This window comes from Cellulomonas sp. plas2 (assembly GCF_057221735.1).
The window spans coordinates 1485912-1510869 of sequence record NZ_CM170155.1 but is presented as its reverse complement, the minus strand read 5'-3'; the positions used below and the strand labels follow the sequence as shown (position 1 = coordinate 1510869).

The window sequence follows — 24958 nt, the reverse complement described above, 5'->3', positions numbered from 1 at the left end:
TCAGCTCTCTTTCATGTCGGTGTGTCCCAGGAGCCCCTGCAGGGAGGCCCACCGGGGGTCGGTCGTCTCGTGCGCGTGGTCCGGGTCGTCCGCCAGCCGCGCCCCGCACTCCGAGCACAGCCCCGGGCAGTCCGGGGAGCACACGGGTTGGAACGGCAGCACGGTGACGACCGCGTCCCGCAGCGCGGGCTCGAGGTCGAGCAGGTCGCCCTCGAGCTCCCGCACGTCCTCGTCGTCGTCCCCCGCGTCGGCGGCTGCCGACGCGCGCTCCGGGTAGACGTACAGCTCCTGCAGGGGGGCGTCGACGTCGTCGACGACCTCCGTGAGGCAGCGCACGCACTCCCCGACCGCGCGACCGCGGACGTGACCGGAGACGAGGACCCCCTCCATGACCGCCTCGAGCCGGAGGTCCAGCGCGAGGTCCGATCCTTCGGGGATGCCGATCACCGCGGTGCCGAGGTCGGCGGGGGCGGCCACGGTGAGCGCCACGGTCCGCGTCGATCCCGGACGTCTCCCGAGCTCGAGGGTGTCGAGCACGAGGGGCGAGCGGGGATCGAGGTGGGCAGGGCGCTGCACGTCCGGTCTCCCTCGTCGATCTCGGTCCACGCCGATGCGGCAGGACCAGCGCAGGAGTCTACGTCACGCGGGCACGGCTGCGCGAATCACCGTCGCGGGTGACCGCCGGCAGCTTCCACCGTCAGCCTCCGCCGGCAGTCTCCGCCGTCAGTCCTCCGCCGGCGCCGCGAGGCGGTCCGCGAGCTTCGTCCGGCCGGCCTGCACCTGGGACAGCACCCGGCCCAGGTCGATCTCGAAGTCCGCCAGACGCCGGTCGCACCAGTCGTCGGCGTCGCGCCGCAGGCCCTCGGCGGTCGCCTCGGCCGCCGCGACGATGCGCGCCGCCTCCGCACGGGCCTCGAGCACGACCCGCTCCTCGGACACGAGCTCGGCCGCCTGCTCGCGGGCGCGGGCCAGCAGGGCGTCCGCCTCGGCCCGGGCCTCGTCGCGCGCGGCGTCCGCGCGGGCGAGGACGGCGTCGGCCTGGCTGAGCTGCGCCGGCAGGATCTCCAGCGCCTGCTCCACCAGGTCGAGCAGCTCGGCGCGGTTGACCAGCACGCTCGAGGACATGGGCATGGCCCGTGCCGAGCGCACCGCCGTGGCCAGGGCGTCGAGGACGCCCGTCAGGCCCTCCGGCCGGTGGTCGACCGCGCCTCCGTCGGCCTGCGTCATCGTGTGCTCCCCCTCTCGTCCGCACGGACCTGCTGCGCCGCCCGCAGCGCCGCCCGCACCGCCTCGCCCACGCCCGGCGGGACGAGGTCGTCGATCTCGCCGCCGTGCCGGGCCACGTCCTTGACCAGCGACGACGCGACGTGCGCCAGGGCCCCGTCGCCCACGACGAACACCGTCTCCACGCCGATCAGGTGCCGGTTCATCAGCGCCATCGGCAGCTCCGCGTCCAGGTCGGCGCCGCTGCGCAGGCCCTTGACGACCGCGACCGCGCCCGTGCGGCGCACGTACGCCGCGAGCAGCCCGTCGACCGCCTCGACGCGGACCCCGTCCAGGTCCGCCACCGCGGCGGCGGCGAGGCGGAGGCGCTCCTCGACGTCCAGCAGCGGCGTCTTGGCGGAGTTGCGCGCGACCGCGACGACGACCTCGTCGAACATCGACCGGGCCCGGCGCACGACGTCGACGTGACCCCGGGTGATCGGGTCGAAGGACCCGGGGCAGACGGCGGTGCGCACGGCGACGACCCTAGTCGTCCCCGCCGGCGGGCTCCGCGAACCACACGCGCGTCTCGCCGTAGGCGCGCTCGTCGAAGCGCACCAGGTCCGGGCCCCACGTCGGCTCCGGCGTGCGGGTGGATCGCTCGACGAGGACGACGGCGCCCGGCGCGAGGGCCGGGGCCACGGCGTCCAGCACGCGCCCGAGGTCCTCCTCCCCCAGCTCGTAGGGCGGGTCGACGAGGACGAGGTCCCACGGCTGCGCGGGCGGATGGGCGACGACGCGCTCGGCCCGGTCGGCGACGACCCGCACCCGGTCCGCGAGGCCGGTGGAGGCCGCGTTCGCCCGGCACACCTCCGCGGCCGCCCGCGCGGCCTCGACGAGGACGACGTGCGCGGCGCCGCGGCTCGCGGCCTCCAGCCCCAGGGCGCCCGACCCCGCGTACAGGTCGAGCACGCGTGCGCCGGCGACGACGTCGAGATGCTCCAGCCGGGAGAAGAGCGCCTCGCGCACGCGTTCGCTCGTCGGGCGGGTGCCGCGCGCGGGCACGCGCAGCGTCCGGCCGCCGGCGGTCCCGGCGACGAGGCGGGTCACCGGACCCGCCCGGTGAGCGCCGGGCCGCCCGGAGCAGCACCCGGGGAGCCGGCCGGGCCCGACCCGCCGCCCGCCGGCTCGGCCGCGTCGGAGAGCCGCTCGAGCAGGGTGCGCGTGTCGGTGCTCGACGCCACTGCGACCGCGACGACCGCCGCCGTCGCCTGCGCGGTGAGCGCGAGCGTGTGCACCTCGCCGACGAGCAGCGTCACCGCGACGGGCAGCAGGCCGAGGACGACGACGTCCGGGCCGCGCGCGACGACCGCCGCGACCCCGGTGGGCACCGCTCCGGCGGGCGTCGAGACGAGCGGCGCGCCCCAGTCGGGGCTCGGGCGGTACGCGCCCCGCACGGCGGCGGCCGCCCAGACGGGCGTCGCCGCCACGGCCAGCGCCAGCCAGCCGACGGGCTCGCCCGTCCACCGGCCGACCGCGGCGAAGGCGACGAGGGTCCAGGGAAGCATCGCCACGGCGGGCACGACCATCCGCAGCCGCCGCACCGTCGTCGCGGGCAGCGGGAGGAGCCGGTCGAGGACCGGCACCATCTCGGCGCGGCGCGCCCCCTCGGCGGTCGCGCTCGTCGCCACGAGGCCCGCGCCGAATAGCGCGAGCAGGACGGCCGCCGGACCCGCCAGCCCGGGCACCAGCGTGACGAGGAACGGCACGCAGGCGCTCACCGCGAGCTGCACGAGGTGCCGCGGGGAGCGCCGCAGCACCACGAGGTCGGCGGTCACGAGCGTCGAGGCCGGCCCGCGGACCGTGGCGAAGGGCACCCAGCGCCGCCGCCGGGGCCGCGCCGCGCCCTCCGTCAGCACGCGGCCCAGCTCCCGCGAGTCCAGGGACACGAGCGCGCCGACCGCCTGCGTGGTCAGCGAGCCGCTCTCGCGCAGGGCGCGGCCCGGCACCCGGTCCAGGCGGCCGTCGACGACGAGCGCCAGGACGACGACGAGCGCGCCCAGCGCCCCGACGGCCGCCCACGGCGGTGTCGGGACCGCCGCCACGCGCGCACCCGCGAGCGCGGCGACGAGCGCCGCGACCGGCACCGCCGCGACCACGACCTCGCCGGTCCGAGCGATGAGGCGCCGGGACGCCCCGGCCGTCTGCGCGAGCGCCGCGGCGAGGACGAGCGCGGCCGCCGCCAGCGCCGCCGCGGGCACCGTCCGCAGGAGCCGGTCCCTCGAGGCGGACGCCAGGCCCGCGTCGAGCACGCCCACGACCACGCCGCCCACGAGCGCGGCCAGCACCGGTGGGCGGCGCGCGGCGGGCCGCAGCAGCCCACGGCGGTCGACGGGCAGCGGCAGCCACCAGGCGGCCTCCGCACCACCCACGCCCACGGGCCCGAGCCGCCCGGCGAGCTGCACCAGCGCCCCGCCCAGGGCGACGACCACCGCGACCACGAGCGCCGGCAGGCTCAGGCCCGCCACCGGCGCCGCCGTGACCGGGGGCAGGCCCGTCCGCAGGGCACCGGCCACGCCGAGCGCCATGCCGACGGCGATCGCCGTGAGCACCACGGCGTAGTACACGTCCCCCAGCAGCTCCCCGAAGGACGCACCGCCACGGGCGTTGCCGGCGCGCGTCGTGTAGCGCCGCACGTCCCGCGCCGTGGGCACCGCGCCCGGCGGCCCGGGGTGCACCACCGGCCCGGCGCTCACACGTCCGCCCGGGCGATGAGGTCCGCCGCGGCGGCCGGCGGCAGGACGCGGGTCTCGTCGTCGGCGACGAGCACGGCACGGTCCGCAACGGCGCGCAGCAGCACGGGGTCGTGGGTGGCGAGCAGCACGGCGCCACCGGCCCGCTTCTCCGCGACGAGCCGCTCGGCCAGGCGCGTGCGCATCCGCACGTCGAGGCGCTGCTCGGGCTCGTCGAGCACGAGCAGCGAGCGCGGCCGCACGAGCCCGGCGGCCAGGAGGAGGCGGCGCCGCTGCCCGGACGAGAGGGCCACGGGCAGCGCGGCCGCGTGCTCGGTGAGGCCGAACTCCGCGAGCAGCTCCGCCACGAGGTCCTGCGCCCCGCGCACGCCGTGACCGCGCGCGGTGAGGAACAGGTGCTCGGCGACGGTCAGCGCGGGGAACCACGCGTCGTCGTCGAGGACGGCGGACACCTGCCGCCGGGTCTCGACGGACCGCTCGTCGACGGGGGCGCCGAGCACCCGCAGCGTGCCGCCCGCCGGCGTGAGCAGGCCGACGACCGCGCGCAGCACCGTGGACTTGCCCGAGCCGTTCGCGCCGACCAGGGCGACCGCCCGGCCCGGGTGCAGCGCGAACGTCACCGGCGCGCACACGGGTGCCCCGCCGTACCCGACGAGCAGGTCCTGCGCGCTGACGACGGGGGCGGCCACGCAGCGAGGGTAGCCGCGGGTTCGGTGCGGTCCGTCCGCCGCACGGCCCCTCCACGACCGGACGCCGGCGGACCTACGTGCGGTCGAGGAACTCGTCCCGGTCCCCGCGCAGCTCGGCCTCGATCGCCTCGCGCAGGAGCGGGTGGCGCTCCAGCTCGGGGTCCTCGGCGACGACCTCCCGCGCGTCCTGGCGGGCCTGCTCGATGACCTCGGCGTCGCGGGTGACCCGCAGGAACCGCAGCGACGACGAGGCGCCGGACTGGGCCGCGCCGAGCACGTCGCCCTCCCGCCGCAGCCCGAGGTCGACCGTGGCCAGCTCGAAGCCGTCCGTCGTGCGTTCGAGGGTCTCCAGCCGGGTGGCCGCCGGGCTGCCCGGCTCGACCTGCGCGACGAGCAGGCACACGCCCGGCGCCGACCCGCGGCCGATGCGCCCGCGGAGCTGGTGGAGCTGGGACACCCCGAAGCGGTCCGCGTCGAGGACGACCATGACGGTCGCCTCCGGGACGTCGACGCCGACCTCGACCACCGTCGTGGAGACGAGGACCGGGACCCGGCCGGAGGCGAAGTCGGCGAGCGCCCGCTCCTTGTCCTCCGGCGCCATCCGCCCGTGCAGGGTCCCGACCGGCACGCCGGCCAGGACGGGGAGGGCCCGCAGCTCCTCGACGACCTCGAGGACCGCCCGCAGCGGCGGGCGGGCGGGAGCCTCCGCGGGCGCACCCCCGTCGTCGTCGAGCAGGGCGTCGTCGCCGGCGTCGTCGCCGGGTGCCGCCCTGTCGACGACGAGGTCCGCGTCCCGGTCCGCCTCGGAGTCCGGGTCGATCCGCGCGCACACGACGTACGCCCGACCACCGCCGTCGACCTCCTCGCGCACCCGCCGCCAGGTCCGCTCGAGCCAGGTCGGCCGGTCGGCGGGCACGACGTGGGTCTGCACCCCGCTGCGCCCGGCCGGCACCTCCCGCAGCACGGACGTCTCCAGGTCGCCGAACACCGTCATGGCCACTGTGCGCGGGATGGGCGTCGCCGTCATGACGAGCAGGTGCGGGTGCCCGCCGGCCTTGGCCCGCAGCCGGTCGCGCTGCTCGACGCCGAACCGGTGCTGCTCGTCGACCACGACGAGGCCCAGCTCCGCGAACTGCACGACGTCGGACAGCAGCGCGTGCGTCCCCACGACGATGCCCGCCTGGCCCGACGCGGCCTCCAGCAGCGCCGCCCGCCGCGCCGCCGAGGACGCCGACCCGGTGAGGAGCGCCACGCGGGTGGCCGTCTCGGCGCCGCCCAGCAGGCCGCCCTCGGCCAGGTCCCCCAGCATCGCCCGCAGGGAGCGCGCGTGCTGCGCGGCCAGCACCTCCGTCGGCGCCAGCAGCGCCGCCTGCCCGCCCGCGTCGACCACCTGCAGCATCGCCCGCAGGGCGACCACGGTCTTGCCCGACCCGACCTCGCCCTGCAGGAGCCGCTGCATCGGCACCGGCCGCGCCAGCTCGGCGGCGATCTCCGCGCCGACCTCCCGCTGCCCGGCGGTGAGGGTGAACGGCAGCCGGGCGTCGAAGGCCTCGAGGAGCCCGCCGGCGCGCGGCGGACGGGCGACGGCCTCCTCGGCCGCCGCGCGGGCACGCCGGCGCGCGAGCTCGGCCTGCAGCACGAACGCCTCCTGGTACCGCAGCCGCCGGTGGGCCGCGCGCCAGTCGGCCTCCTCGTGCGGCTCGTGCACCTTGTGGACGGTCTCGGCCCACGTGAGCAGCCCGCGCCGCGCCCGCACCTCGTCGGGCAGGAGGTCCGGGAAGTGGGACGGCCCCAGCCCGGTGAGCTCCTGGTGGACGAGGTCGCGCACGTGGCGCTGCTCGAGCTTGGCCGTGAGCGGGTACAGCGGGACCGGCCAGCCCGCGCGCTCGCGGGCCCGGCCCTCGGCCTGCTCGTCGTCGAGCATCTCGTACGTCGGGTGCGTGAGCTGGCGGCCGTCCTGCCACGTGCTCACCTGGCCGCTGAAGGTGCCCCGGCGGCCGGGCACGAGCTGGGCCGCGTGGTACGCCAGCGGCCCCTCGCGCTTGGCGAAGAAGGTGAGGGCGAGCCGGTCGCGGCCGTCGGTGACCGAGGCCGTCAGCACGAACAGCCCGGTCCGCGTGCGGCGCGGGCCCTGCACGCGCTCGACGTCCGCGACGATGGTCACGCGCTCGCCGGTCGCGAGGGCGCCGATGTCGGTCAGCGTGCTGGGCTCGAGGTACCGCCGCGGGTAGTGCCGCAGCAGGTCCCCGACCGTGCGCAGCCCCAGCCGCTCGAGCCTCGGCACCAGCGCCTTGCCGGCCGCCTGGGTCAGGGACATCGACAGGCGGTCCGGCTGGTGCACCACGATCAACCCCGGCACCCGCGCCCTCCTCCCGACCGTCCCGCACCACCTGGGCGACGGCGCGTCCGGCCGCCGCCGTATCGTCGCACCGGCCACCGACACGCGCGGTTTCCCCGCCGTCCGGGCCATGGGCTAGTCTGTACCGGTTGCCCGGCCACCCGGGCACCCAGCGGTGCCTGCGGGCACCCGCGCCGGCCCCTCGTCTGGGCGCCGCCGGGAGCCCCGCGCCGACCCCGACCCGGCAGCCACCGGCTGCTCGACCAGCACATCCAGGAGAGAACCGTGGCTGCCAACTGCGACGTCTGCGCCAAGGGCCCGAGCTTCGGGCACAGCATCTCGCACTCGCACGTGCGCACGAAGCGGCGCTGGAACCCGAACATCCAGCGCGTCCGCGCGGTCGTGGCCGGCACGCCGAAGCGCCTCAACGTGTGCACCTCCTGCCTCAAGGCCGGCAAGGTCCAGCGCGCGGTCTGACGCCGCCCGGCCGGTACCGTCCGGCACCCCTCCGTCGAGAGCCCGTGGGTCCTGACCCACGGGCTCTCGTCGTCCCCCGGCCGTGCCCGGCGCGCTCGACGGCGACGTGGCCGCGGGTGCGCGTCCTCTTCCGGCCGTCCGGCGCGGTGACCTGCGGACGCACCTGACCCGCGGCGGCGGGTGTGGCATGGTGTGGCCATGCCCGAGGAGGAGCTCGACGAGGTCACCGTCCGCCCGGCCGTGCGCTCGGACGCGGCCGCCATCGCCGCCGTCCACGTGCGCTCCTGGCAGGAGGCGTACGGGCACATCGTGCCCGCGGCGTTCCTGTCCGCGCTCGATCCGGTGGACAAGGCCCGGACCTGGACCGTCTACCTCGAGCGGGCCGCGGCGGACGACGTCGAGCACTGGGTCGCGGAGGTGGGCGGCGAGGTCGCCGGCTTCGCCAGCGTCGGCCCGAGCCGCGACGAGGACGCGCGTCGCCACGAGCGCGAGATCTACTCCATGTACCTCGACCCGGGCCGCTGGGGCCACGGCATCGCGCGCGACCTCATGCGGGCGGTCGTCGGCTCCGCCGGGGACGTCCCGATGAGCCTGTGGGTGCTCCAGCAGAACGAGCGCGCGCAGAAGTTCTACCGCCGGCACGGCTTCCACCCCGACGGCGTCGAGCGCTACGAGGAGATCGGCGGCTCCGACCTCCTCGAGGTCCGCTACCGCCGCGGCTGACCGGCCACGCCCGACGAGGGACCGGCCGCGGGCACGCCCCGTGCGAAGTGGTCCCAGCCGGTGCCCGTGACGTGGGGAGGGCTCCCGGCGACGAGGACGCGCGCGCCGGTCGCCGTGCCGGCGGACGCGTCGGCGGACGCGTCGGCCATGGGTCGCACCCGGCCCACCGCGCGGAACGGCTCGGGCAGCGCGACGCCCGACGGGAAGGTCGCGAGCAGGCCGTGGTCCTCGCCGCCGGTGAGCAGCCAGGCGTCGACGTCGACGCCCAGCGCGGCCGCCACCGGCGCGAGCCGCGCCCGCTCCGCGGCGAAGGCGACGGCGGGCGCGTCGAGGTCGACGAGCACCCCCGACGCCCGCGCGAGCCGCCCCGCGTCGCGCAGCAGCCCGTCGGAGACGTCGAGCATCGCCGTCGCCCCGGCCCTGGCCGCCGCCGCCCCGGCCCCGAGGGGCGCCTCCGGCCGCAGGAACGCGGCGACGAGCTCGTCGTCCGCGCCCGGGCCCGCCGCGGAGCCCGGGCCCGACCACCCGGCGTCGTGGGCGGTGAGCAGCGCGAGCCCCGCCGCCGAGCGGCCGCACCGGCCGGCGTGGGCGACGACGTCACCGGGCCGGGCACCCGAGCGGCGCACCGGCGGGCGCCCCTCCAGGTCCCCGTGCGCCGCGACCGACACGACGACGGCGTCGCCGCCCGACAGGTCGCCCCCGACGACCCCGACACCCAGCGGGGCGCACACGTCGGCCAGCCCCTGCGCCAGGCCGACGACCCACGCCACCGGCAGGTCCGACGGCACGGCGAGCGCCACGACGACCGCCGTGGGCCGGGCGCCCATCGCCGCGACGTCCGCGAGGTTCTGCACCGCCGCACGCCGGCCCACGTCCCGCCCGGTCGACCACCGACGGCGGAAGTGCCGGTCCTCGACCAGCACGTCGGTCGTCACGACGAACCGCCCGTCGGGGGCCGCCACCACCGCCGCGTCGTCCCCGGGCGGCACGAGCGTCGCGTCGCCCACGGGCAGCAGCGGCACGAACGCCGCCAGCAGCGCCTCCTCGTCGAGGTCCCGCACGCGGGTTCCGGGGTCGGCGTCAGGGGTCGTCGCCGGGCCGCTCACAGGGTCCTCACGCCGACCACGCTACCGGCGCGGCTACCGTGGACCCGTGCCCCTCCCCCCGACCCGTCGTCGCCGGGCCGCCGCGGGCGCCGGCCTCCTCGTGCTCGTCCTGGCCGGGTGCGCGGCCACCGTCCCGACGATCGCAGGCCCCGAGGCGACGGACCCGGTCTGCGCCGAGGTCGTCCTCGCGCTGCCGGAGGACCTGGGCGACGGCCTGGTCCAGCAGCGCACCGACGCGCAGGCCACCACGGCGTGGGGCGACCCGCGGGCGGCGGTCGTCCTGCGGTGCGGGGTCGAACCGCTCGGCCCGACCACGGACCGCTGCGTCACCCTGGAGACCCCCGACGGCGGCAGCGTCGACTGGGTCGTCGTCGAGGACGACGACGGGTCCTGGACGTTCACGACGTACGGGCGTGCGCCGGCGGTCGAGGTCCAGGTCCCGGCGGCCGTCGCCGGGGATCGCTCGACGTCCTTCGTCGTCGACCTCGGGCCCGCGGTCAGCCGGACGCAGGTGGAGCGCTCCTGCGTCTGAGCGCTCAGCGCAGCCCGGTGGGCCGCTCGAGCGCGAGCGCCAGCAGCTCGTCGACGAGCGCGGGGTAGTCCAGCCCGCTGGCGGCCCACATGCGCGGGTACATGGAGAACGGCGTGAAGCCGGGCATCGTGTTGATCTCGTTGACGACCACGTCGTCGTCCGGCGTGACGAAGACGTCCACCCGCGCCAGACCCTCGCAGCCCACGGCCTCGAACGCCTCCGCCGCCACCTGCCGCACCCGCTCGACGACGTGGGCCGGCAGGTCCGCCGGGCACTCGAGCCGCACATTGCCCTCGTCCAGGTACTTGGCCGAGAAGTCGTAGAAGGCGTGGCCGCCGCCGGTGACGACGATCTCCCCCGGCAGCGACGTCCGCGGCGCCGCGCCCGCACGGCCGCCCAGCACCCCGCACTCGACCTCCCGCCCGACGACCGCCGCCTCGACGACGACCTTCGGGTCGTGGCGCTGCGCCTCCGCGACCGCCGCATGCAGGTCCTCCAGGGCGTCGACCCGGGAGATGCCGAGGCTCGAGCCGGCCCGTGCGGGCTTGACGAACACCGGCAGCCCGAGCTCCTTCACCGCCGTCAGCGCGGCCTGCGGGTCGCGGGCCAGCACGCCGGGCAGCAGCACGCGGAACGGCCCGACGGGCAGGCCGTGCCCGGCGAGCACGAGCTTCATCATGTGCTTGTCCATGCCGACGGCCGAGGCCAGCACGCCGGCCCCCACGTACCGCACGTCCGCCAGCTCGAGCAGGCCCTGCAGCGTCCCGTCCTCCCCGAACGGCCCGTGCAGCAGCGGCAGCACGACGTCCACGGCGCCCAGGTCCTGCGGGGCCGCCCGGTCCTCGAGGAGCTGGACGCTGCGGTCCCCCACCGCCTGCGGCAGCAGGACCCGACGCGCCGTGTCCTCCACCTCGGGCAGCCGGTCGCCGTCGATCGCCCAGCGGTCGGGGTCGTCGTCGGCGAGGACCCAGCGCCCGTCGCGGGTGATCCCGACGGCCAGGACGTCGTACCGCTCCCGGTCGAGGGCACGCAGCACGCCGCCGGCGGTCACGCAGCTGATCGCGTGCTCGCCGGAGCGCCCGCCGAACAGCACCATGACGCGCGGCCTCCCGGGCCGGGCGGACGCGTCGGGGACGGCGGGGGCGAGGTCGTCGGTCATCGCGCCGACCCTACTGCGGCGCCCCCGGTCGGACGGGCAGCGCGGGGCCCGCGCGTCCGCCGCGGGCAGCCGGGGCCCCGCGCCCGGTCGGGTCCTACCCTGGCGCCCATGCCCTCCCCCGGTCCCGACCTGACGCACGACCCGCACGACGAGCACGACGACGCCCTGGCGGCCGTGTCCCCCGCGACCCTGGCGGTCGCGGCCGGCCGGCCGGCGCGCGTGCAGGGCGCACCGGTCAATCCGCCGGTCGTCCTGTCCTCCACCTACGTGTCGCAGGGCGTCCCGGCCCCCGGTGTGCTCCTGTACGCGCGCGGGGGCACGGAGACGTGGCAGCCGTTCGAGGAGGTGCTCGGGCGGCTGGAGGGGTCCGCGGCGCCGGCCCTGGTGTTCGCGTCGGGGATGGCGGCCATCGCGGCGGCCTTCTCGCTCGTCCCGCACGGGGGGCGCGTCGTCGTGCCGACGCACGCCTACCAGATCGCGCTCGCCTACGCCGCGGACCTCGTCGACCGCGGCGCGATCCGCCTCACGCGCGTGCCGATCGACGACACCGACGCCGTCGTGGCGGCCGTGCGTGGTGCGAACAGGGGCGAGGGCACCGGCGAGGGCGCGGGCGACGCCGGCGCCGACGACCCCGCCGCGATGCTCTGGGTCGAGTCGCCCACGAACCCGATGCTCGAGGTCGCGGACCTGCCCGTGCTCGCCGACGCGGCGCACGCGGTCGGCGCGCTCGTCGTCGTGGACAACACCTTCGCCACGCCGCTGGGCCAGCGCCCGCTCGCCCTGGGCGCCGACGTCGTCGTGCACTCCGTGACGAAGTACCTCGGCGGGCACAGCGACGTCGTGCTCGGCGCGACCCTCGCCGACGACCCGGCCCTGCACGCGCGCCTGCTGGCGTACCGGACGCTGCACGGGTCCGTGGCCGGGCCGATGGAGGTGTGGCTGGCGCTGCGCGGCGTGCGCACGCTGGCGCTGCGGGTCCGGCAGCAGACCGCCTCGGCGGCGGAGCTGGCCCGGCGGCTGGCGGCGCACCCCGCGGTCGTGCAGGTGCGGCACCCCAGCCTGCCCGACGACCCCGGGCACGAGCGGGCGACCCGGCTGATGGACGGGTACGGCGCGGTCCTGGGCCTGCGGCCCGTGGGCGGCGCGGCGGGTGCGGACGCCGTCGTGGCGGCGCTGCGGCTGTGGGTGCCGGGGACGAGCCTCGGCGGCGTGGAGTCGCTCGTCGAGCGGCGGCGACGTTTCGCCACGGAGTCCGTCACCGTGCCGGAGGACCTGCTGCGGCTGTCCGTGGGCATCGAGGACGTCGAGGACCTCTGGGCCGACCTGGACCGGGCGCTGCGCGCCGCCGCGGGCGAGCTGCCGCTGGACGACGAGGGGCCCGGCGGCGACGAGGGCTGAGCCGATCGGGCCGAGCGTCAGACGCCGTCGGGACGGTGCTGCCGGCCCAGCAGCTCCGCGGCCATCTCGTCGACGTCCTGACCCTCGTACAGCACGCGCACGACGCCCTGCGTGATCGGCACGTCGACGTCCAGGCCCTGCGCCAGCTCCAGCAGCGAGCGCGAGGACTTGGCGCCCTCGGCCGTGCCGTTCGTGTGCGCGAGGGCCTCGTCGAGCGTCATGCCCTCACCGATGTGCACCCCGAGGACGTGGTTGCGCGAGTCCGGTGACCCGCAGGTGGCGACGAGGTCGCCCATGCCCGCCAGCCCGGCGAAGGTCGCCGGGTCCGCCCCGAGGGCGAGCCCCAGGCGGGTGATCTCCGCCAGCCCCCGCGTGACGAGCGTCGCGCGCGTGTTGTGCCCGTAGCCCCGGCCCTGCGCCACCCCGACGGCGAGGGCGACGACGTTCTTCGCCGCCCCGCAGAGCTCGACCCCGACGACGTCGGTGTTCGTGTACGGCCGGAAGTAGCCCGTCGCGCAGGCCGCCTGGACGCGCAGCGCGGTGCCCTCGTCGACGGACGCCACGACGGTGGCCGTCGGCTGCCGCGCGGCGATCTCGTGCGCCAGGTTGGGGCCCGAGACCACGGCCACGCGCTCGTCGGGCAGCCCGAGGGTCTGCGCCAGGAGCTCGCTCATCCGGCGGTCCGTGGACAGCTCGACGCCCTTCATGAGCGACACGGCGACGGCGTCGTCGCCCAGCGACCCGGCCAGCGGCGCGAGGATCGCCGCGGCCGACTGCGAGGGCACCGCGACGGCGACGACCTCCGCCCCCTCGACCGCCGCCCGCAGGTCGCCCGTCGCGCCGACGGCGTCGGGCAGCCGCACGCCCGGCAGGTAGCGCTCGTTGCGGTGCTCGTCCGCGACCTGCCCGACGACGGACGCGTCACGACCCCAGAGCGTGACCTCGCACCCGGCGTCCGCGAGCACGGCCGCGAAGGTCGTCCCCCAGCTCCCCGCCCCGAGGACGGCCGCGCGGACCGGCGCGGCGCTCACGCCCCCGGGCCCGTGCCGGCGTCGGTCCCTGCGCCCGCCGCGCCGCGCCGCCGCATGTCGAAGGGCTCGGCGGGGGCGGTCGCGCCCCGGATGCCCTCGAGCTGCACCGTGATGGCGCGCATGATCCGCGCGGTCGCCTCGCGCAGGGCGGCGGTGTCGGCCGGGCGCCCCTCGAGGTCCGCCAGGTCGACCGGCGGCCCCGCGACGACCGTCACGAGCTTGCGCGGCACGGGCCGCAGCCGCTTGGAGTACCAGCCGAGCAGCTCCTGCGCGCCCCACTGCGCCACGGGGACCACCGGCGCACCGGTCGCCAGCGCCAGCCGCGCGACCCCGGTCTTCGCCAGCATCGGCCACAGGTCCGGGTCGCGCGTGAGGGTGCCCTCGGGGAACACCGCGACGCAGTCGCCGGCGGCCACGGCCCGCTCGGCCGCCGCGAGGGAGTCCCCCGCCGCGGCGGTTCCGCGCGCGACGGGGATCTGCCCGGTCGCCCGCAGCACGCCGCCGAGCACGGGCACGTCGAACAGCGAGGCCTTGGCCAGGATCTTCGGCGCGTACCCGTGGTCCCACAGGTAGTGCGCGAAGGTCAGCGGGTCGATGTTCGTGACGTGGTTCGCGGCGGCGATGAAGCCCCCGGACGCCGGCAGGTGCTCGGCACCGCGCCAGTCGGTCCGGGTCATCGCGCGCATGGCGGGGCGCACGACCCGGGCGACGGCGCGGTAGGCGGGCGTGGAACGCGTCGGCGACGGCACGGTCGACGATCCTAGCCGCGCGTCAGTCGCGGCTGATGTCCGCGCCGAGCGCCAGCAGCTTGTCGCCGAAGTGCTCGTAGCCCCGGTCGATGAGGCTGATGCCGCGCACGGCCGACGTACCCTTGGCCGCCAGCGCCGCGATGAGGTGGCTGAACCCGCCGCGCAGGTCGGGCACCTCGATGTCGGCGGCGGCCAGCGGCGTCGGCCCCGAGATGACGGCGGAGTGGTAGAAGTTCCGCTGCCCGAACCGGCACGGCCGCCCGCCCAGGCACTCCTTGTAGACCTGGATCGTCGCGCCCATCCCGCGCAGCGCGTCGACGAAGCCGAACCGGTTCTCGTACACCGTCTCGTGGACGATGGACAGGCCGGTCGCCTGCGTGAGCGCCACCACGAGCGGCTGCTGCCAGTCCGTCATGAATCCCGGGTGGACGTCGGTCTCCAGCGTGATCGACCGCAGGTCCCCGCCCGGGTGGTAGAAGCGGATGCCCTCGTCGTCGATGGCGAACTCCCCGCCCACCTTGCGGAAGGTGTTGAGGAACGTCGTCATCTCCGGCTGGGTGGCGCCGCGGACGTAGATGTCACCGCCCGTGGCGAGCGCGGCCGAGGCCCACGACGCGGCCTCGATCCGGTCGGACAGCGACGTGTGCTGGTACCCGACGAGGCGGTCGACGCCCTCGATCCGGATGACCCGGTCGGTCGCGACCGAGATGATCGCGCCCATCTTCTGCAGGACGTTGATGAGGTCCATGATCTCGGGCTCGATGGCCGCGTTGGACAGCTCGGTGATGCCCTCGGCGCGGACGGCCGTCAGCAGGAGCTGCTCCGTGGCGCCGACGCTCGGGTAGGGCAGGGCGATCTTCGTGCCCTGCAGGCGCTGCGGGGCCGTGATGCGGATGCCGTTCTCCCGCTTGTCCACCACCGCGCCGAACTGCCGCAGGATGTCCAGGTGGTAGTTGATCGGCCGGTCGCCGATCCGGCAGCCGCCCAGGTCGGGGATGAACGCCTCCCCCAGGCGGTGCAGCAGCGGTCCGCAGAAGAGGATGGGAATGCGGCTGGAGCCCGCGTGCGCGTCGATGTCCGCGACGTGCGCGGACTCCACGTCCGTGGGGTCGAGGTGCAGGGTGCCGGCGGCCTCGTCGGCCTCCACCCGCACGCCGTGCAGCTGCAGGAGCCCGGTGACGACCGCGACGTCGCGGATCTGCGGGACGTTGCGCAACACGCTGGGCGTCTCGCCCAGCAGCGCCGCGACCATGGCCTTCGAGACGAAGTTCTTCGCGCCGCGGACGGTGATCTCGCCCGACAGCGGGTTGCCCCCGGCGACGTACAGCAGGTCGGTCATGGCACCCATGGTCCCCCACCGGAGCGGTCGCGACCGCCGTCCGCCCCTCCGGCGCGTCGCGCCCGCCCAGAACCTTCACACCCCGCGCACGGCCCGGTCCGACCGGGGCGTGCACGGGGTGCGAGGAGATGCTGCGGAACGCCCGTCCGCCCGGGACGAGCGCGGCCGCGAGTCAGAGGGTGCGCGTGGCGCCCAGGCCGACGACGACGGGGCGCGCCGCCTCGATCTCGACCTTCGGCAGGTGCTTGGCGGGCAGCGTCAGCGGCCGCCACGCCTCGCGGGTCGCCTCGAACGCGGTGATCTCCGCCTCGTGCTGGAGGGTCAGGCCGATGTCGTCCAGGCCCTCCATCAGGCGCCAGCGCGTGTAGTCGTCGACGCCGAACGGGACCGTGACGTCGTCGCAGTGCACCTGCTTGGCCGCGAGGTCGACGGTCACCTCGGTGCCCGGGTTCGCCTCGAGCACCTTCCACAGCAGCTCGACGTCCTCCTGCGCGACCTGGCCGGCGAGCAGGCCCTGCTTGCCGGAGTTGCCGCGGAAGATGTCGGCGAAGCGGGAGGACAGGACGACGCGGAAGCCGTAGTCCTTGAGCGCCCACACGGCGTGCTCGCGGGAGGAGCCCGTGCCGAAGTCGGGCCCGGCGACGAGCACCGACCCGGCCGTGTAGGCCGGCTGGTTGAGGACGAAGGCCGGGTCGGACCGCCACGCCGAGAACAGCGCGTCCTCGAACCCGGTGCGCGTCACCCGCTTGAGGTAGACGGCCGGGATGATCTGGTCGGTGTCGACGTTGCTGCGGCGCAGCGGGACGCCGACCCCGGTGTGGGTGGTGAACTTCTCCATGACGGTGCTCCTGGACGACGAGGGGGGCGACGAGGGGGTCTGCCGGGCGCGGCCGGCGCTCAGACCTGGACCGGGACGGCGGGGTCGAGCGGGCGCAGCGGGGAGCCGTCGTAGTCGGCGGGGTCCGCGTCGGCCAGGCCGAGGTCCGCCACCGACGACAGCGTCCCGCGGATGGCGGTCGCGGCCGCCACGAGCGGCGAGACGAGGTGCGTGCGTCCGCCCTTGCCCTGCCGGCCCTCGAAGTTGCGGTTGGACGTCGAGGCCGCCCGCTCCCCCGGCGTGAGCTGGTCCGGGTTCATGCCCAGGCACATGGAGCAGCCGGCGTTGCGCCACTCCGCCCCGAACTCCTTGAACACGACGTCCAGGCCCTCGGCCTCGGCCTGGAGCCGCACCCGGGCGGACGCGGGCACGACGAGCACCCGCACGCCCTCGGCCTTCTCGCGGCCCCGCAGCACCTTGGCCACGGAGCGCAGGTCCTCGATGCGGCCGTTCGTGCACGAGCCGATGAAGACGGTGTCGACGCCGATCTCGCGCAGCGGCTGGCCGGGCGTCAGGCCCATGTACTCGATGGCCCGCTCGGCGGCGACCCGCTCGTTCTCGTCGGCGATCTCCTCGGGGACGGGAACGGCGCCGGACAGCGGCAGGCCCTGGCCGGGGTTCGTGCCCCAGGTGACGAAGGGCTCGAGGTCGGAGGCTCGGAGCACGACCTCGGCGTCGAAGACCGCGTCCTCGTCCGTGTGCAGCGTCTGCCAGTACTCCACCGCGGCGTCCCAGTCGGCGCCCTCGGGGGCGTGCGGGCGGCCCTGGAGGTAGTCGAAGGTCGTCCGGTCCGGCGCGATCATCCCGGCGCGGGCACCGGCCTCGATCGACATGTTGCAGATCGTCATGCGCGCCTCCATGGACAGCGCGCGGATGGCCTCGCCGCGGTACTCCAGGACGTAGCCCTGGCCGCCGCCGGTCCCGATCTTGGCGATGATCGCCAGGATGATGTCCTTGCTCGTGGTGCCCGGGGGCAGGGCGCCGTCGACGGTGATCGCCATGGTCTTGAACGGCGCCAGCGGGAGCGTCTGCGTGGCGAGCACGTGCTCCACCTCGGACGTGCCGATGCCGAACGCGAGCGCCCCGAAGGCGCCGTGCGTGGAGGTGTGGGAGTCGCCGCACACGACCGTCAGGCCGGGCATGGTGAGGCCCAGCTGCGGACCCACCTGGTGGACGATGCCCTGGTCGGCGTCGCCGAGGGAGTGGATGCGCACGCCGAACTCGCGCGCGTTGGCGCGCAGCGTCTCGATCTGGGTCCGGCTGGTGGCGTCCGCGATGGGCCGGTCGATGTCGAGCGTCGGGGTGTTGTGGTCCTCCGTCGCGATCGTGAGGTCGGGACGGCGGACCGGCCGGCCGGCCAGGCGCAGGCCCTCGAACGCCTGCGGGCTGGTCACCTCGTGCACCAGGTGCAGGTCGATGTAGAGGAGGTCGGGGGCCCCGTCGGTGCCACGGCGCACGACGTGCGCGTCCCAGACCTTCTCCGCGAGCGTGCGGCCCATGTGCTGCGTCCTGTTCTCTCGACGATCGTCGTTGGGCGCGCCACCTGCGACGGCGTCGCGCTCACTCCTCCGGGGCCGGAACTTGCGTCTCGTCATCCGAGACGCCAATATCGCCCTATGGACAACTCTAGCGGAGTCGGCGTGCTGGACAAGGCCGCGTCCGTCCTCAGCGCCCTCGAGGCCGGCCCGGCCACCCTGGCACAGCTCGTGACGGCCACCCATCTGGCACGTCCCACCGCCCACCGGCTCGCCGTCGCGCTGGAGCACCACCGCCTCGTCGCCCGCGACATGCAGGGCCGCTTCGTCCTCGGGCCCCGGCTCTCGGAGCTCGCGACGGCCGCCGGCGAGGACCGGCTCCTGGCCGCCGCGGGTCCGGTGCTGACGGCGCTGCGCGACCACACCGGCGAGAGCGCCCAGCTCTACCGCCGCCAGGGCGACCTGCGCATCTGCGTCGCGGCCGCCGAGCGTCCCGTCGGGCTGCGCGACTCCATCCCGGTGGGCGCGACGCTGACGATGCACGCCGGCTCCGCGGCCCAGATCCTCCTGGCCTGGGAGGAGCCGGACCGGCTCCACCGCGGCCTGCAGGGCGCGAAGTTCACGGCGACGATCCTGTCCGGGGTGCGCCGCCGCGGGTGGGCGCAGTCGGTGTCCGAGCGCGAGGTCGGGGTGGCGTCGGTCTCGGCGCCGGTCCGCGGCCCGTCCGGGCGCGTCGTCGCCGCCGTCTCGGTCTCGGGCCCGCTGGAGCGCCTGTCCCGCCAGCCGGGTCGCCTCCACGCGGCGGCCGTCGTCTCGGCCGCCAACCGCCTCACGGAGGTCCTCCGCCGCTCGGGCGACTGACCCGAGCCGCCGCCGCCCCGCCGGGACGCCGCCCCTCGCCGGGCCTGCACCTTGCGTGCCACGGCTCGGGGCCGACCGGCCACCCCCGCCCCTTCGCCGAGGGGCCCGTTCCGGACGCGCAGGCCTCGTCACGGGCGTCTCGAAGCGGCATCTCGGCGGGGGAGGTGCGGGCGGCGGCCAGGGCGCCGCCGCCGGCTGCTCCAACCCGGCTGTCGGGGCCGTGGGTGCTGCCCGGAGACATACGCAAGAGGCCCGGTCACCTGTGGTGACCGGGCCTCTGACGTACCCCCGACCGGATTCGAACCGGCGCTACCGCCGTGAGAGGGCGGCGTGCTAGGCCGCTACACAACGGGGGCCTAGGCGTTGCTGTCCGTCTCCGGACCGCGTTGCCGAGTGAGAACTGTACCCGATCCGGAGCAGTGCTCCGAACCGGCCGGCCGTACTCGCGCCGGCACCGACGGGCGGACCCGTCGGCAGCTGGGGTACCAGGACTCGAACCTAGACTAAGTGAACCAGAATCACTCGTGCTGCCAATTACACCATACCCCAAGGAACGTCAAGCCCTGGTCCGACCACCTGGGGTCTCCCCCTGCTGGCCGCACCGGCTGGCGCGCCGGGCGAGAACATTACCGGAGCAGCAGGGGTGCTCCAAACCGTGCCCGCCCGTGCCTCTCGCCGTGCCCGACCCCGTGCCCAACCCCGTGCTCGACCCCGTGCCTCGCGCCGCCATGGGAGCCACCCCAGGGCGCGGCAGCGGACGCGCAGGGACCGGCCCGCGTCACCCACCGCCCAGCAGCGCGCCCAGCTCCGTCAGCGACCGGACCACGTGCGCGCCCTGCTCCCGCACGGCGTCGGGGTCCTCGTGCGCGGGCCCGCCCCGCCGCTCGCCGGGCCGGTCGAGCCACACCCCGACGAGGCCGGCCGCCACCGCGGCCAGCGCGTCGACGTCCGCCTCGTCGCCCACGTAGAGCGTGCGCGCGGGCGCCGTGCCCAGGCGTCGGCACCCCTCGTGGAAGACGCGCGGGTCCGGCTTGCCGACGCCGAGGGTGTCCAGCGTGACGAGGACGTCCACCTCCCCCAGGCCGCACCGCGCGAGCTTGCGGGTCTGCAGCGCGGCGTCCGCGTTGGTGACGGCGCCGGAGGGCAGACCCGCCGCCCGGAGGGTCGCCAGCAGCGGCACGGCGTCGGCGTGCGCCGACCACGCGTCCTCGAAGGTGGACCAGAAGACCTCCACCCAGGCGGCGTACCCGGTGTCCCCGAGTCGCGCTCCCCCGAACGCGGCCTGCAGGCCCTCGGCGCGACGCCGCCGCTGGGTGTCGGCGTCGGTCTCGCCGCGCGTGTACGCCCGGTAGTGCCCCTCGGGGTCGGCGCGCCACAGGGCGAGCGCGGCGGCCCGCCCGTCGGCGTCCAGGTGCGGCAGCCATTGCCGGCAGACCGCGTCGACGGCGGCGGCGAAGGCCGACCGTGTGTCGACGAGCGTGTCGTCGACGTCGAGCAGCACCCCGTCCACCTGCCCGACGAGGGCGCCGGCCGGCACGCCCGCGCCCGCGCCCGTGCCCCTGCCCGTGCCCGCAGCCGTCACAACGTCGCGCGCAGGCGCTCCAGGCGCGCGAGCGTCGAGGCGCGGCCGAGCAGCTCCATCGACTCGAACAGCGGCGGGGAGACGCGGCGCCCGGTGACGGCGACCCGCAGCGGCGTGTACGCGAACCGCGGCTTCACCCCGAGCCCGTCGACGAGCGCGGCCTGCAGCGCCTCCTGGGTGGCGGCCGTCGTGAACCCGTCCTCGGGCAGGGCGCGCAGGGCGGACAGCGCGGCGTCGAGCACCTGCGGCGCCTCGTCGCGCAGGGCGCCGCGCGCGTCCTCGGCCACCTCCACGGCGTCGTCGGCCACGAAGAGGAAGCCCAGCATGCCCACGGCCTCGCCGAGCAGGGTCATGCGCTCCTGGACCAGCGGCGCCGCCGCGGTCAGCAGGTCGCGGTGCTCGGCGGCCAGGTCCGCGAACGACGCAGCCGGTACCAGGCCCGCCGCGTGCAGGTACGGCACCAGCCGGTCGCGGAACGTCTCCGCCGGCAGCAGCCGCACGTGCGCGGCGTTGATCGCCTCGGCCTTCTTGAGGTCGAACCGGGCCGGGTTGGGGTTGACGTCCGCCACGTCGAAGGCCGCGACCATCTCCTCCAAGGAGAACACGTCGCGGTCGGGGCCGATGGACCACCCGAGCAGCGCCAGGTAGTTGAGCAGGCCCTCGGGGGTGAAGCCCCGCTCCCGGTGCAGGAAGAGGTTCGACTCGGGGTCGCGCTTGGACAGCTTCCGGTTGCCCTCGCCCATGACGTAGGGCAGGTGCCCGAACACCGGCATCACCTCGGCGATGCCGAGGTCCAGCAGCGCCCGGTACAGCGCGACCTGGCGTGGCGTGGAGGACAGCAGGTCCTCGCCGCGCAGCACGTGCGTGATGCCCATGAGCGCGTCGTCGACGGGATTGACCAATGTGTACAGCGGCTGACCGCCGGCCCGGACGATGACGTAGTCGGGGACCGACCCCGCCTTGAAGGTGATCTCGCCGCGGACGACGTCGGTGAAGCTCACGTCGGCGTCGGGCATCCGCAGGCGCAGCACCGGGGCGCGCCCCTCGGCGCGGAAGGCTGCGACCTGGTCCTCGGTCAGGGTGCGGTCGTAGCCGTCGTAGCCCAGCTTCGGGTCGCGGCCGGCGGCCCGGTGACGGGCCTCGATCTCCTCCGGCGTGGACCAGGACTCGTAGGCGTAGCCGCCCTCGAGCAGGCGCCGCGCGACGTCGGCGTACAGGTCCATGCGCTGCGACTGGCGGTACGGCTCGTGCGGGCCGCCCACCTCCACGCCCTCGTCCCAGTCCAGGCCGAGCCACCGCAGCGCGTCGAGGAGCTGGTGGTAGCTCTCCTCCGAGTCGCGCGCGGCGTCGGTGTCCTCCACGCGGAAGACGAAGGTGCCGCCGACGTGCCGGGCGAAGGCCCAGTTGAACAGCGCCGTGCGGATGAGGCCGACGTGCGGCGTCCCCGTGGGCGAGGGGCAGAAGCGGACACGCACGGGTGCGGCGGGTGCGGGAGAGGTGCTGGACACCCGCGTCAGCGTAGTGCGGGCTTCGCGCGCACCTCGTCGACGCCGCGGTTGGCCAGGGCGTCCGCCGCCTCGTTGCCCGGGTCACCCGCGTGGCCCTTCACCCAGCGCCACGTGATGCGGTGCCGCGCCGTCTCCGCGTCGAGCGCCTGCCACAGGTCCTGGTTCTTCACCGGCTTCTTGTCGGCGGTGCGCCAGGAGTTGCGCTTCCAGCCCGGCATCCACTTCTGCACGCCGTTCATGACGTAGGTGGAGTCCACGTGCAGCGTCACCGCGCAGGGCCGCGTCAGGGCCCGCAGGCCCTCGATGACCGCGGTGAGCTCCATGCGGTTGTTCGTCGTGACCGCCTCACCGCCGTACAGCTCGCGCTCGTGGCCGCCGGACCGCAGCAGCGCGCCCCACCCGCCCACGCCGGGGTTGCCCTTGCAGGCACCGTCGGTCCACATCTCCACGACGGCCGCGTCGGGCGCGACGACGCCGGTGGCGGCCACCGCCACCTCGGGCGCGCGGGCGCCGGGTGCCTCAGTCACGCCGCAGCACCGGGTTGCGCAGGACGCCGATGCCCTCGACCTCGCACTCGACGACGTCGCGATCGACGATCTCCCCCACGCCGGCCGGGGTGCCGGTGAGGACGACGTCACCCGGCAGGAGCGTGAACGCCTCCGAGATGTACGAGATGAGGAACGCCGTGTCGAACACCATGTCCGAGGTGCGGCCGTCCTGGCGCGTCTCCCCGTTGACGCGGCTGCGCACGGCGAGGTCCTCGACGTCGAGACCGGGCACGACCCAGGGACCCAGCGGGCACGCGGAGTCGAACCCCTTGGCGCGGGACCACTGCGACTCGGCCTTCTGCACGTCGCGGGCCGTCACGTCGTTGGCGACGGTGAAGCCGAAGACGTGGTCGAGCGCACGCTCGGGGCTGACGTCCTTGGTGACCTTGCCGATGACGACCGCGAGCTCGGCCTCGTAGGAGACCTCCCGGCTCCACGGCGGCAGGACGACGGGGTCGTCGGGGCCGACCACGGAGGTGTTCGGCTTGAAGAACAGCATCGGCGTCGTCGGCACCTCGTTGCCCATCTCGCGGGCGTGGTCGGCGTAGTTGCGGCCGACCGCGACGATCTTCGAGCGCGGGATCACCGGGGCCAGCAGGCGGACGGCGTCGTCGTCCAGCCGCACCCGCTCCCCGGTCTCCTGGATCGGCGTGTAGATGGGGTCGCCCGACAGCACGACGAGGTCGGCCGTGCCGGCCTCCACGTCCCCGTCGACGACCGCGTAGCGGGGGTCCCCCCCGGTGGTGAACCTGGCGATGCGCACGGCCGTCAGCCTAGGACGTCCGCGGTGCGTCCCTGCCCGCAGGCGCTCACGCCGCGAGCGCCGCGGTGAGGAACGCGATGTCCTCCGCCTGCCGCTCGGCCGGCGTCTCGACGACGACGTCGCACCCGGCCTCGCGGGCGACGTGGGCGATGAGCTCGGCCGGGATGGTCCCCGTGGCGAAGTTGGCGTGCCGGTCCCGGCTGGACCCGTGCGGGTCGCGCGAGCTGTTGGCGTGCACGAGGTCGATGCGCCCGGTGATGGCCACGACCCGCTCGACGAGCGTCTCCAGGTCCTCCCCCGCCGCCCACGCGTGGCACGTGTCGAGGCAGAACCCCACGCCGGAGCCGCCGATCGCGTCCCAGAGCATGGCGAGCCGGTCGAGGCCCCGCGCGCACGCGTTCTCCCCGCCCGCGGTGTTCTCCACCAGCACGGGCACGCCCCACGACGCCACCCCCCGCTCGACGGTCTTGCGCCAGTTGTCGACGCCGACGGCGATGTCGTCGCCCTCCCCCACGTGCCCGCCGTGCACGACGAGCCCGCGCGCGCCGAGGGCGGCCGCCACGGCGGCGTGCTGCGCGATCATCGTCCGGCTGGGGATCCGGACGCGGTTGTTCGTCGAGGCGACGTTGACCAGGTACGGGGCGTGCGCGTACACGCCGAGGCCCGAGGCCCGCAGGGCGTCGTCGCCCGGCCGCGGCACGGGCTTCTTCCAGCCCTGCGGGTCGGCGAGGAAGACCTGGACGGCGGCGGCCCCGACCTCCGCGGCGGCGGAGACGGGGTCGTCGTCACGGACGTGGGCACCGATGAGCGGCATGGGACGCAGGCTAACGAGCCCCACCGACACGCACCCGCGGCGGCCCGCACGGCGCGGCGCCGCCTCAGACGCGCGCCAGCACCTCGCCGTGCAGCACCGCGAACCAGCCGTCGCGCTCCTGCCCCCACTGCCGCCACCCGTCGGCGAGCAGCTCCAGGCCCACCTCGTCGGCGAGGCGGTACTCCAGGGCCTGCGCCGCGAAGTCGGACGCCACGCAGCGGTCCGCCCACAGGTCGGCCCACCAGGCGCGTTCCTGCGGCGTCGCGTAGCACCAGACGCCGGCGCTGGGCAGCACGCCGGCCGGGTCGAAGCCCGCGTCGAGCACCCAGGACAGGAGCTTGCGGCCGGCGTCGGCGTCGGCCTTGTTGGCCTCCGTGACCTCGTGGTACAGCGCCATCCACTCGTCGAGCCCGGGCGACGGCGGGTACCACGTCATGCCCGCGTAGTCCGCGTCCCGAACGGCGACGAGGCCGCCGGGCCGGGCGACCCGGCGCATCTCGCGCAGAGCCGCGACGGGGTCCGTGAGGTGCTGCAGCAGCTGGTGGGCGTGGACGACGTCGAAGGACGCGTCCGGGAACGGCAGGGCGTAGGCGTCGGCGACCTCGAAGCGGACGTTCTCGCGCCCCGCGTCCCGGGCGGCCTCGCGCGCGGCGGCGACGACGGCCTCGGCCGCGTCCACCCCCACGACCTCCGCGACCCGCCCGGCCAGGTCGATGCTCACCGAGCCCGGCCCGCAGCCGACGTCGAGGAGGCGGAGCCCCGGGGAGAGCGAGGGCAGGAGGTACGCCGCGGAGTTCTCGGCCGTCCGCCAGCGGTGCGAGCGCAGCACGCTCTCGTGGTGCCCGTGCGTGTACACGTCCGAGCGCGAGGGCAGGGGTGCGTGGGACGGCACGGGGGTCGACGAGGGGCTCGGCACGGGGCTCGGCACGACGGTGGTCACGCGGCAGGGTAGGCGCGGGCAGGGGGGACGTTTCAAGAATCGGGACATGGCATCCCGCATGCCGGGACCGGAACCGAGCTGACCCGGTTCCGC

Annotated in this window: 25 protein-coding genes and 2 tRNA genes; 5 read left to right on the top strand and 22 right to left on the bottom strand. The window is 76.1% G+C overall.

Going from position 1 to position 24958, the window contains the following annotated elements; all coding sequences use genetic code 11:
• The 7 genes from AC2TDM_RS06765 to AC2TDM_RS06735 all read right to left on the bottom strand — a co-directional run bounded on the left by AC2TDM_RS06765 (position 1) and on the right by AC2TDM_RS06735 (position 6962).
• The gene (locus tag AC2TDM_RS06765; protein WP_090032864.1) at positions 1-576 is read right to left on the bottom strand and encodes a YceD family protein; all 576 of its coding nucleotides are present in this window, start codon (positions 574-576) and stop codon (positions 1-3) included.
• A gap of 147 nt (positions 577-723) precedes the next feature.
• The gene (locus tag AC2TDM_RS06760) at positions 724-1227 is read right to left on the bottom strand and encodes a hypothetical protein (RefSeq protein ID WP_090032862.1); all 504 of its coding nucleotides are present in this window, start codon (positions 1225-1227) and stop codon (positions 724-726) included.
• Entirely contained in the window at positions 1224-1739 is a 516-nt protein-coding gene (gene coaD / locus AC2TDM_RS06755) for a pantetheine-phosphate adenylyltransferase (protein WP_090032861.1), read from the bottom strand. The genes AC2TDM_RS06760 and coaD overlap by 4 nt, the downstream gene beginning before the upstream one ends.
• Positions 1740-1749: 10 nt before the next feature.
• Positions 1750-2313 (bottom strand): RsmD family RNA methyltransferase, encoded by a 564-nt coding sequence (locus AC2TDM_RS06750; RefSeq protein ID WP_090032859.1) that lies wholly within the window; start codon positions 2311-2313, stop codon positions 1750-1752.
• On the bottom strand, positions 2310-3959 hold the full coding sequence (locus tag AC2TDM_RS06745) for a DUF6297 family protein (protein ID WP_484636199.1): 1650 nt from the start codon (positions 3957-3959) through the stop codon (positions 2310-2312). The genes AC2TDM_RS06750 and AC2TDM_RS06745 overlap by 4 nt, the downstream gene beginning before the upstream one ends.
• Positions 3956-4645 (bottom strand): ABC transporter ATP-binding protein, encoded by a 690-nt coding sequence (locus AC2TDM_RS06740; RefSeq protein WP_090032858.1) that lies wholly within the window; start codon positions 4643-4645, stop codon positions 3956-3958. The genes AC2TDM_RS06745 and AC2TDM_RS06740 overlap by 4 nt, the downstream gene beginning before the upstream one ends.
• A gap of 73 nt (positions 4646-4718) precedes the next feature.
• On the bottom strand, positions 4719-6962 hold the full coding sequence (locus AC2TDM_RS06735; RefSeq protein ID WP_484636403.1) for an ATP-dependent DNA helicase RecG: 2244 nt from the start codon (positions 6960-6962) through the stop codon (positions 4719-4721).
• A 306-nt stretch (positions 6963-7268) separates the two neighbouring features.
• On the opposite strand from AC2TDM_RS06735, the gene rpmB reads away from it, so the two are divergent.
• Positions 7269-7460, top strand: coding sequence for a 50S ribosomal protein L28 (rpmB, locus tag AC2TDM_RS06730; RefSeq protein ID WP_029289091.1), 192 nt, complete (start codon positions 7269-7271; stop codon positions 7458-7460).
• 198 nt (positions 7461-7658) lie between these two features.
• Positions 7659-8183, top strand: a complete 525-nt coding sequence (locus tag AC2TDM_RS06725) for a GNAT family N-acetyltransferase (RefSeq protein WP_090032980.1) — start codon at positions 7659-7661, stop codon at positions 8181-8183.
• Here the strand turns inward: AC2TDM_RS06725 and AC2TDM_RS06720 are convergent.
• The gene (locus AC2TDM_RS06720; protein ID WP_484636198.1) at positions 8168-9289 is read right to left on the bottom strand and encodes a thiamine-phosphate kinase; all 1122 of its coding nucleotides are present in this window, start codon (positions 9287-9289) and stop codon (positions 8168-8170) included. The genes AC2TDM_RS06725 and AC2TDM_RS06720 overlap by 16 nt on opposite strands.
• Before the next feature lie 46 nt (positions 9290-9335).
• On the opposite strand from AC2TDM_RS06720, the gene AC2TDM_RS06715 reads away from it, so the two are divergent.
• Positions 9336-9821: a DUF3515 family protein gene (locus tag AC2TDM_RS06715; RefSeq protein WP_484636197.1), complete on the top strand. Its 486-nt coding sequence runs from the start codon at positions 9336-9338 to the stop codon at positions 9819-9821.
• 4 nt (positions 9822-9825) lie between these two features.
• On the opposite strand, the gene AC2TDM_RS06710 is transcribed toward AC2TDM_RS06715, so the two are convergent.
• Positions 9826-10980, bottom strand: coding sequence for a D-alanine--D-alanine ligase family protein (locus AC2TDM_RS06710; RefSeq protein WP_239078583.1), 1155 nt, complete (start codon positions 10978-10980; stop codon positions 9826-9828).
• A 108-nt stretch (positions 10981-11088) separates the two neighbouring features.
• On the opposite strand from AC2TDM_RS06710, the gene AC2TDM_RS06705 reads away from it, so the two are divergent.
• On the top strand, positions 11089-12378 hold the full coding sequence (locus tag AC2TDM_RS06705) for a trans-sulfuration enzyme family protein (RefSeq protein WP_090032853.1): 1290 nt from the start codon (positions 11089-11091) through the stop codon (positions 12376-12378).
• Between the two features lie 17 nt (positions 12379-12395).
• Here the strand turns inward: AC2TDM_RS06705 and AC2TDM_RS06700 are convergent, their stop codons facing one another.
• The 5 genes from AC2TDM_RS06700 to leuC form a co-directional block, all read right to left on the bottom strand.
• Positions 12396-13409: an NAD(P)H-dependent glycerol-3-phosphate dehydrogenase gene (locus AC2TDM_RS06700; RefSeq protein ID WP_484636196.1), complete on the bottom strand. Its 1014-nt coding sequence runs from the start codon at positions 13407-13409 to the stop codon at positions 12396-12398.
• The gene (locus tag AC2TDM_RS06695; RefSeq protein WP_090032850.1) at positions 13406-14158 is read right to left on the bottom strand and encodes a lysophospholipid acyltransferase family protein; all 753 of its coding nucleotides are present in this window, start codon (positions 14156-14158) and stop codon (positions 13406-13408) included. Before AC2TDM_RS06695 ends, AC2TDM_RS06700 begins: the two co-directional genes overlap by 4 nt.
• A gap of 22 nt (positions 14159-14180) precedes the next feature.
• Positions 14181-15497, bottom strand: coding sequence for a UDP-N-acetylglucosamine 1-carboxyvinyltransferase (murA, locus tag AC2TDM_RS06690; protein ID WP_090032848.1), 1317 nt, complete (start codon positions 15495-15497; stop codon positions 14181-14183).
• Between the two features lie 172 nt (positions 15498-15669).
• Positions 15670-16335, bottom strand: coding sequence for a 3-isopropylmalate dehydratase small subunit (leuD, locus tag AC2TDM_RS06685; RefSeq protein WP_090032846.1), 666 nt, complete (start codon positions 16333-16335; stop codon positions 15670-15672).
• Between the two features lie 59 nt (positions 16336-16394).
• Complete coding sequence (gene leuC, locus AC2TDM_RS06680) at positions 16395-17873, bottom strand: 3-isopropylmalate dehydratase large subunit (protein ID WP_090032845.1); 1479 nt, start codon at positions 17871-17873, stop codon at positions 16395-16397.
• A 117-nt stretch (positions 17874-17990) separates the two neighbouring features.
• On the opposite strand from leuC, the gene AC2TDM_RS06675 reads away from it, so the two are divergent.
• A complete protein-coding gene (locus tag AC2TDM_RS06675) occupies positions 17991-18710 on the top strand; it encodes an IclR family transcriptional regulator (protein WP_090032844.1) in 720 nt (239 codons plus the stop codon).
• Between the two features lie 283 nt (positions 18711-18993).
• Here AC2TDM_RS06675 and AC2TDM_RS06670 read toward each other — a convergent pair.
• From AC2TDM_RS06670 to AC2TDM_RS06635, 8 genes are all read right to left on the bottom strand, one after another.
• Positions 18994-19066, bottom strand: a tRNA-Glu gene (locus tag AC2TDM_RS06670).
• A 121-nt stretch (positions 19067-19187) separates the two neighbouring features.
• A tRNA-Gln gene (locus tag AC2TDM_RS06665) sits at positions 19188-19259 on the bottom strand.
• Positions 19260-19488: 229 nt separating this feature from the next.
• Positions 19489-20292 carry an HAD family hydrolase gene (locus AC2TDM_RS06660; RefSeq protein ID WP_239078584.1) on the bottom strand — a complete coding sequence of 268 codons (804 nt, stop codon included), beginning with the start codon at positions 20290-20292 and terminating at the stop codon, positions 19489-19491.
• A complete protein-coding gene (gene gltX / locus AC2TDM_RS06655) occupies positions 20289-21809 on the bottom strand; it encodes a glutamate--tRNA ligase (RefSeq protein WP_090032841.1) in 1521 nt (506 codons plus the stop codon). The genes AC2TDM_RS06660 and gltX overlap by 4 nt, the downstream gene beginning before the upstream one ends.
• Positions 21806-22243, bottom strand: coding sequence for a ribonuclease HI (rnhA, locus tag AC2TDM_RS06650; RefSeq protein ID WP_090032976.1), 438 nt, complete (start codon positions 22241-22243; stop codon positions 21806-21808). The genes gltX and rnhA overlap by 4 nt, the downstream gene beginning before the upstream one ends.
• Before the next feature lie 76 nt (positions 22244-22319).
• On the bottom strand, positions 22320-23111 hold the full coding sequence (locus AC2TDM_RS06645; RefSeq protein ID WP_090032840.1) for a fumarylacetoacetate hydrolase family protein: 792 nt from the start codon (positions 23109-23111) through the stop codon (positions 22320-22322).
• Between the two features lie 46 nt (positions 23112-23157).
• Positions 23158-23925 carry a deoxyribonuclease IV gene (locus tag AC2TDM_RS06640; protein ID WP_090032838.1) on the bottom strand — a complete coding sequence of 256 codons (768 nt, stop codon included), beginning with the start codon at positions 23923-23925 and terminating at the stop codon, positions 23158-23160.
• A gap of 64 nt (positions 23926-23989) precedes the next feature.
• On the bottom strand, positions 23990-24799 hold the full coding sequence (locus AC2TDM_RS06635) for a methyltransferase domain-containing protein (protein ID WP_239078595.1): 810 nt from the start codon (positions 24797-24799) through the stop codon (positions 23990-23992).
• Positions 24800-24958: the final 159 nt, after the last annotated feature.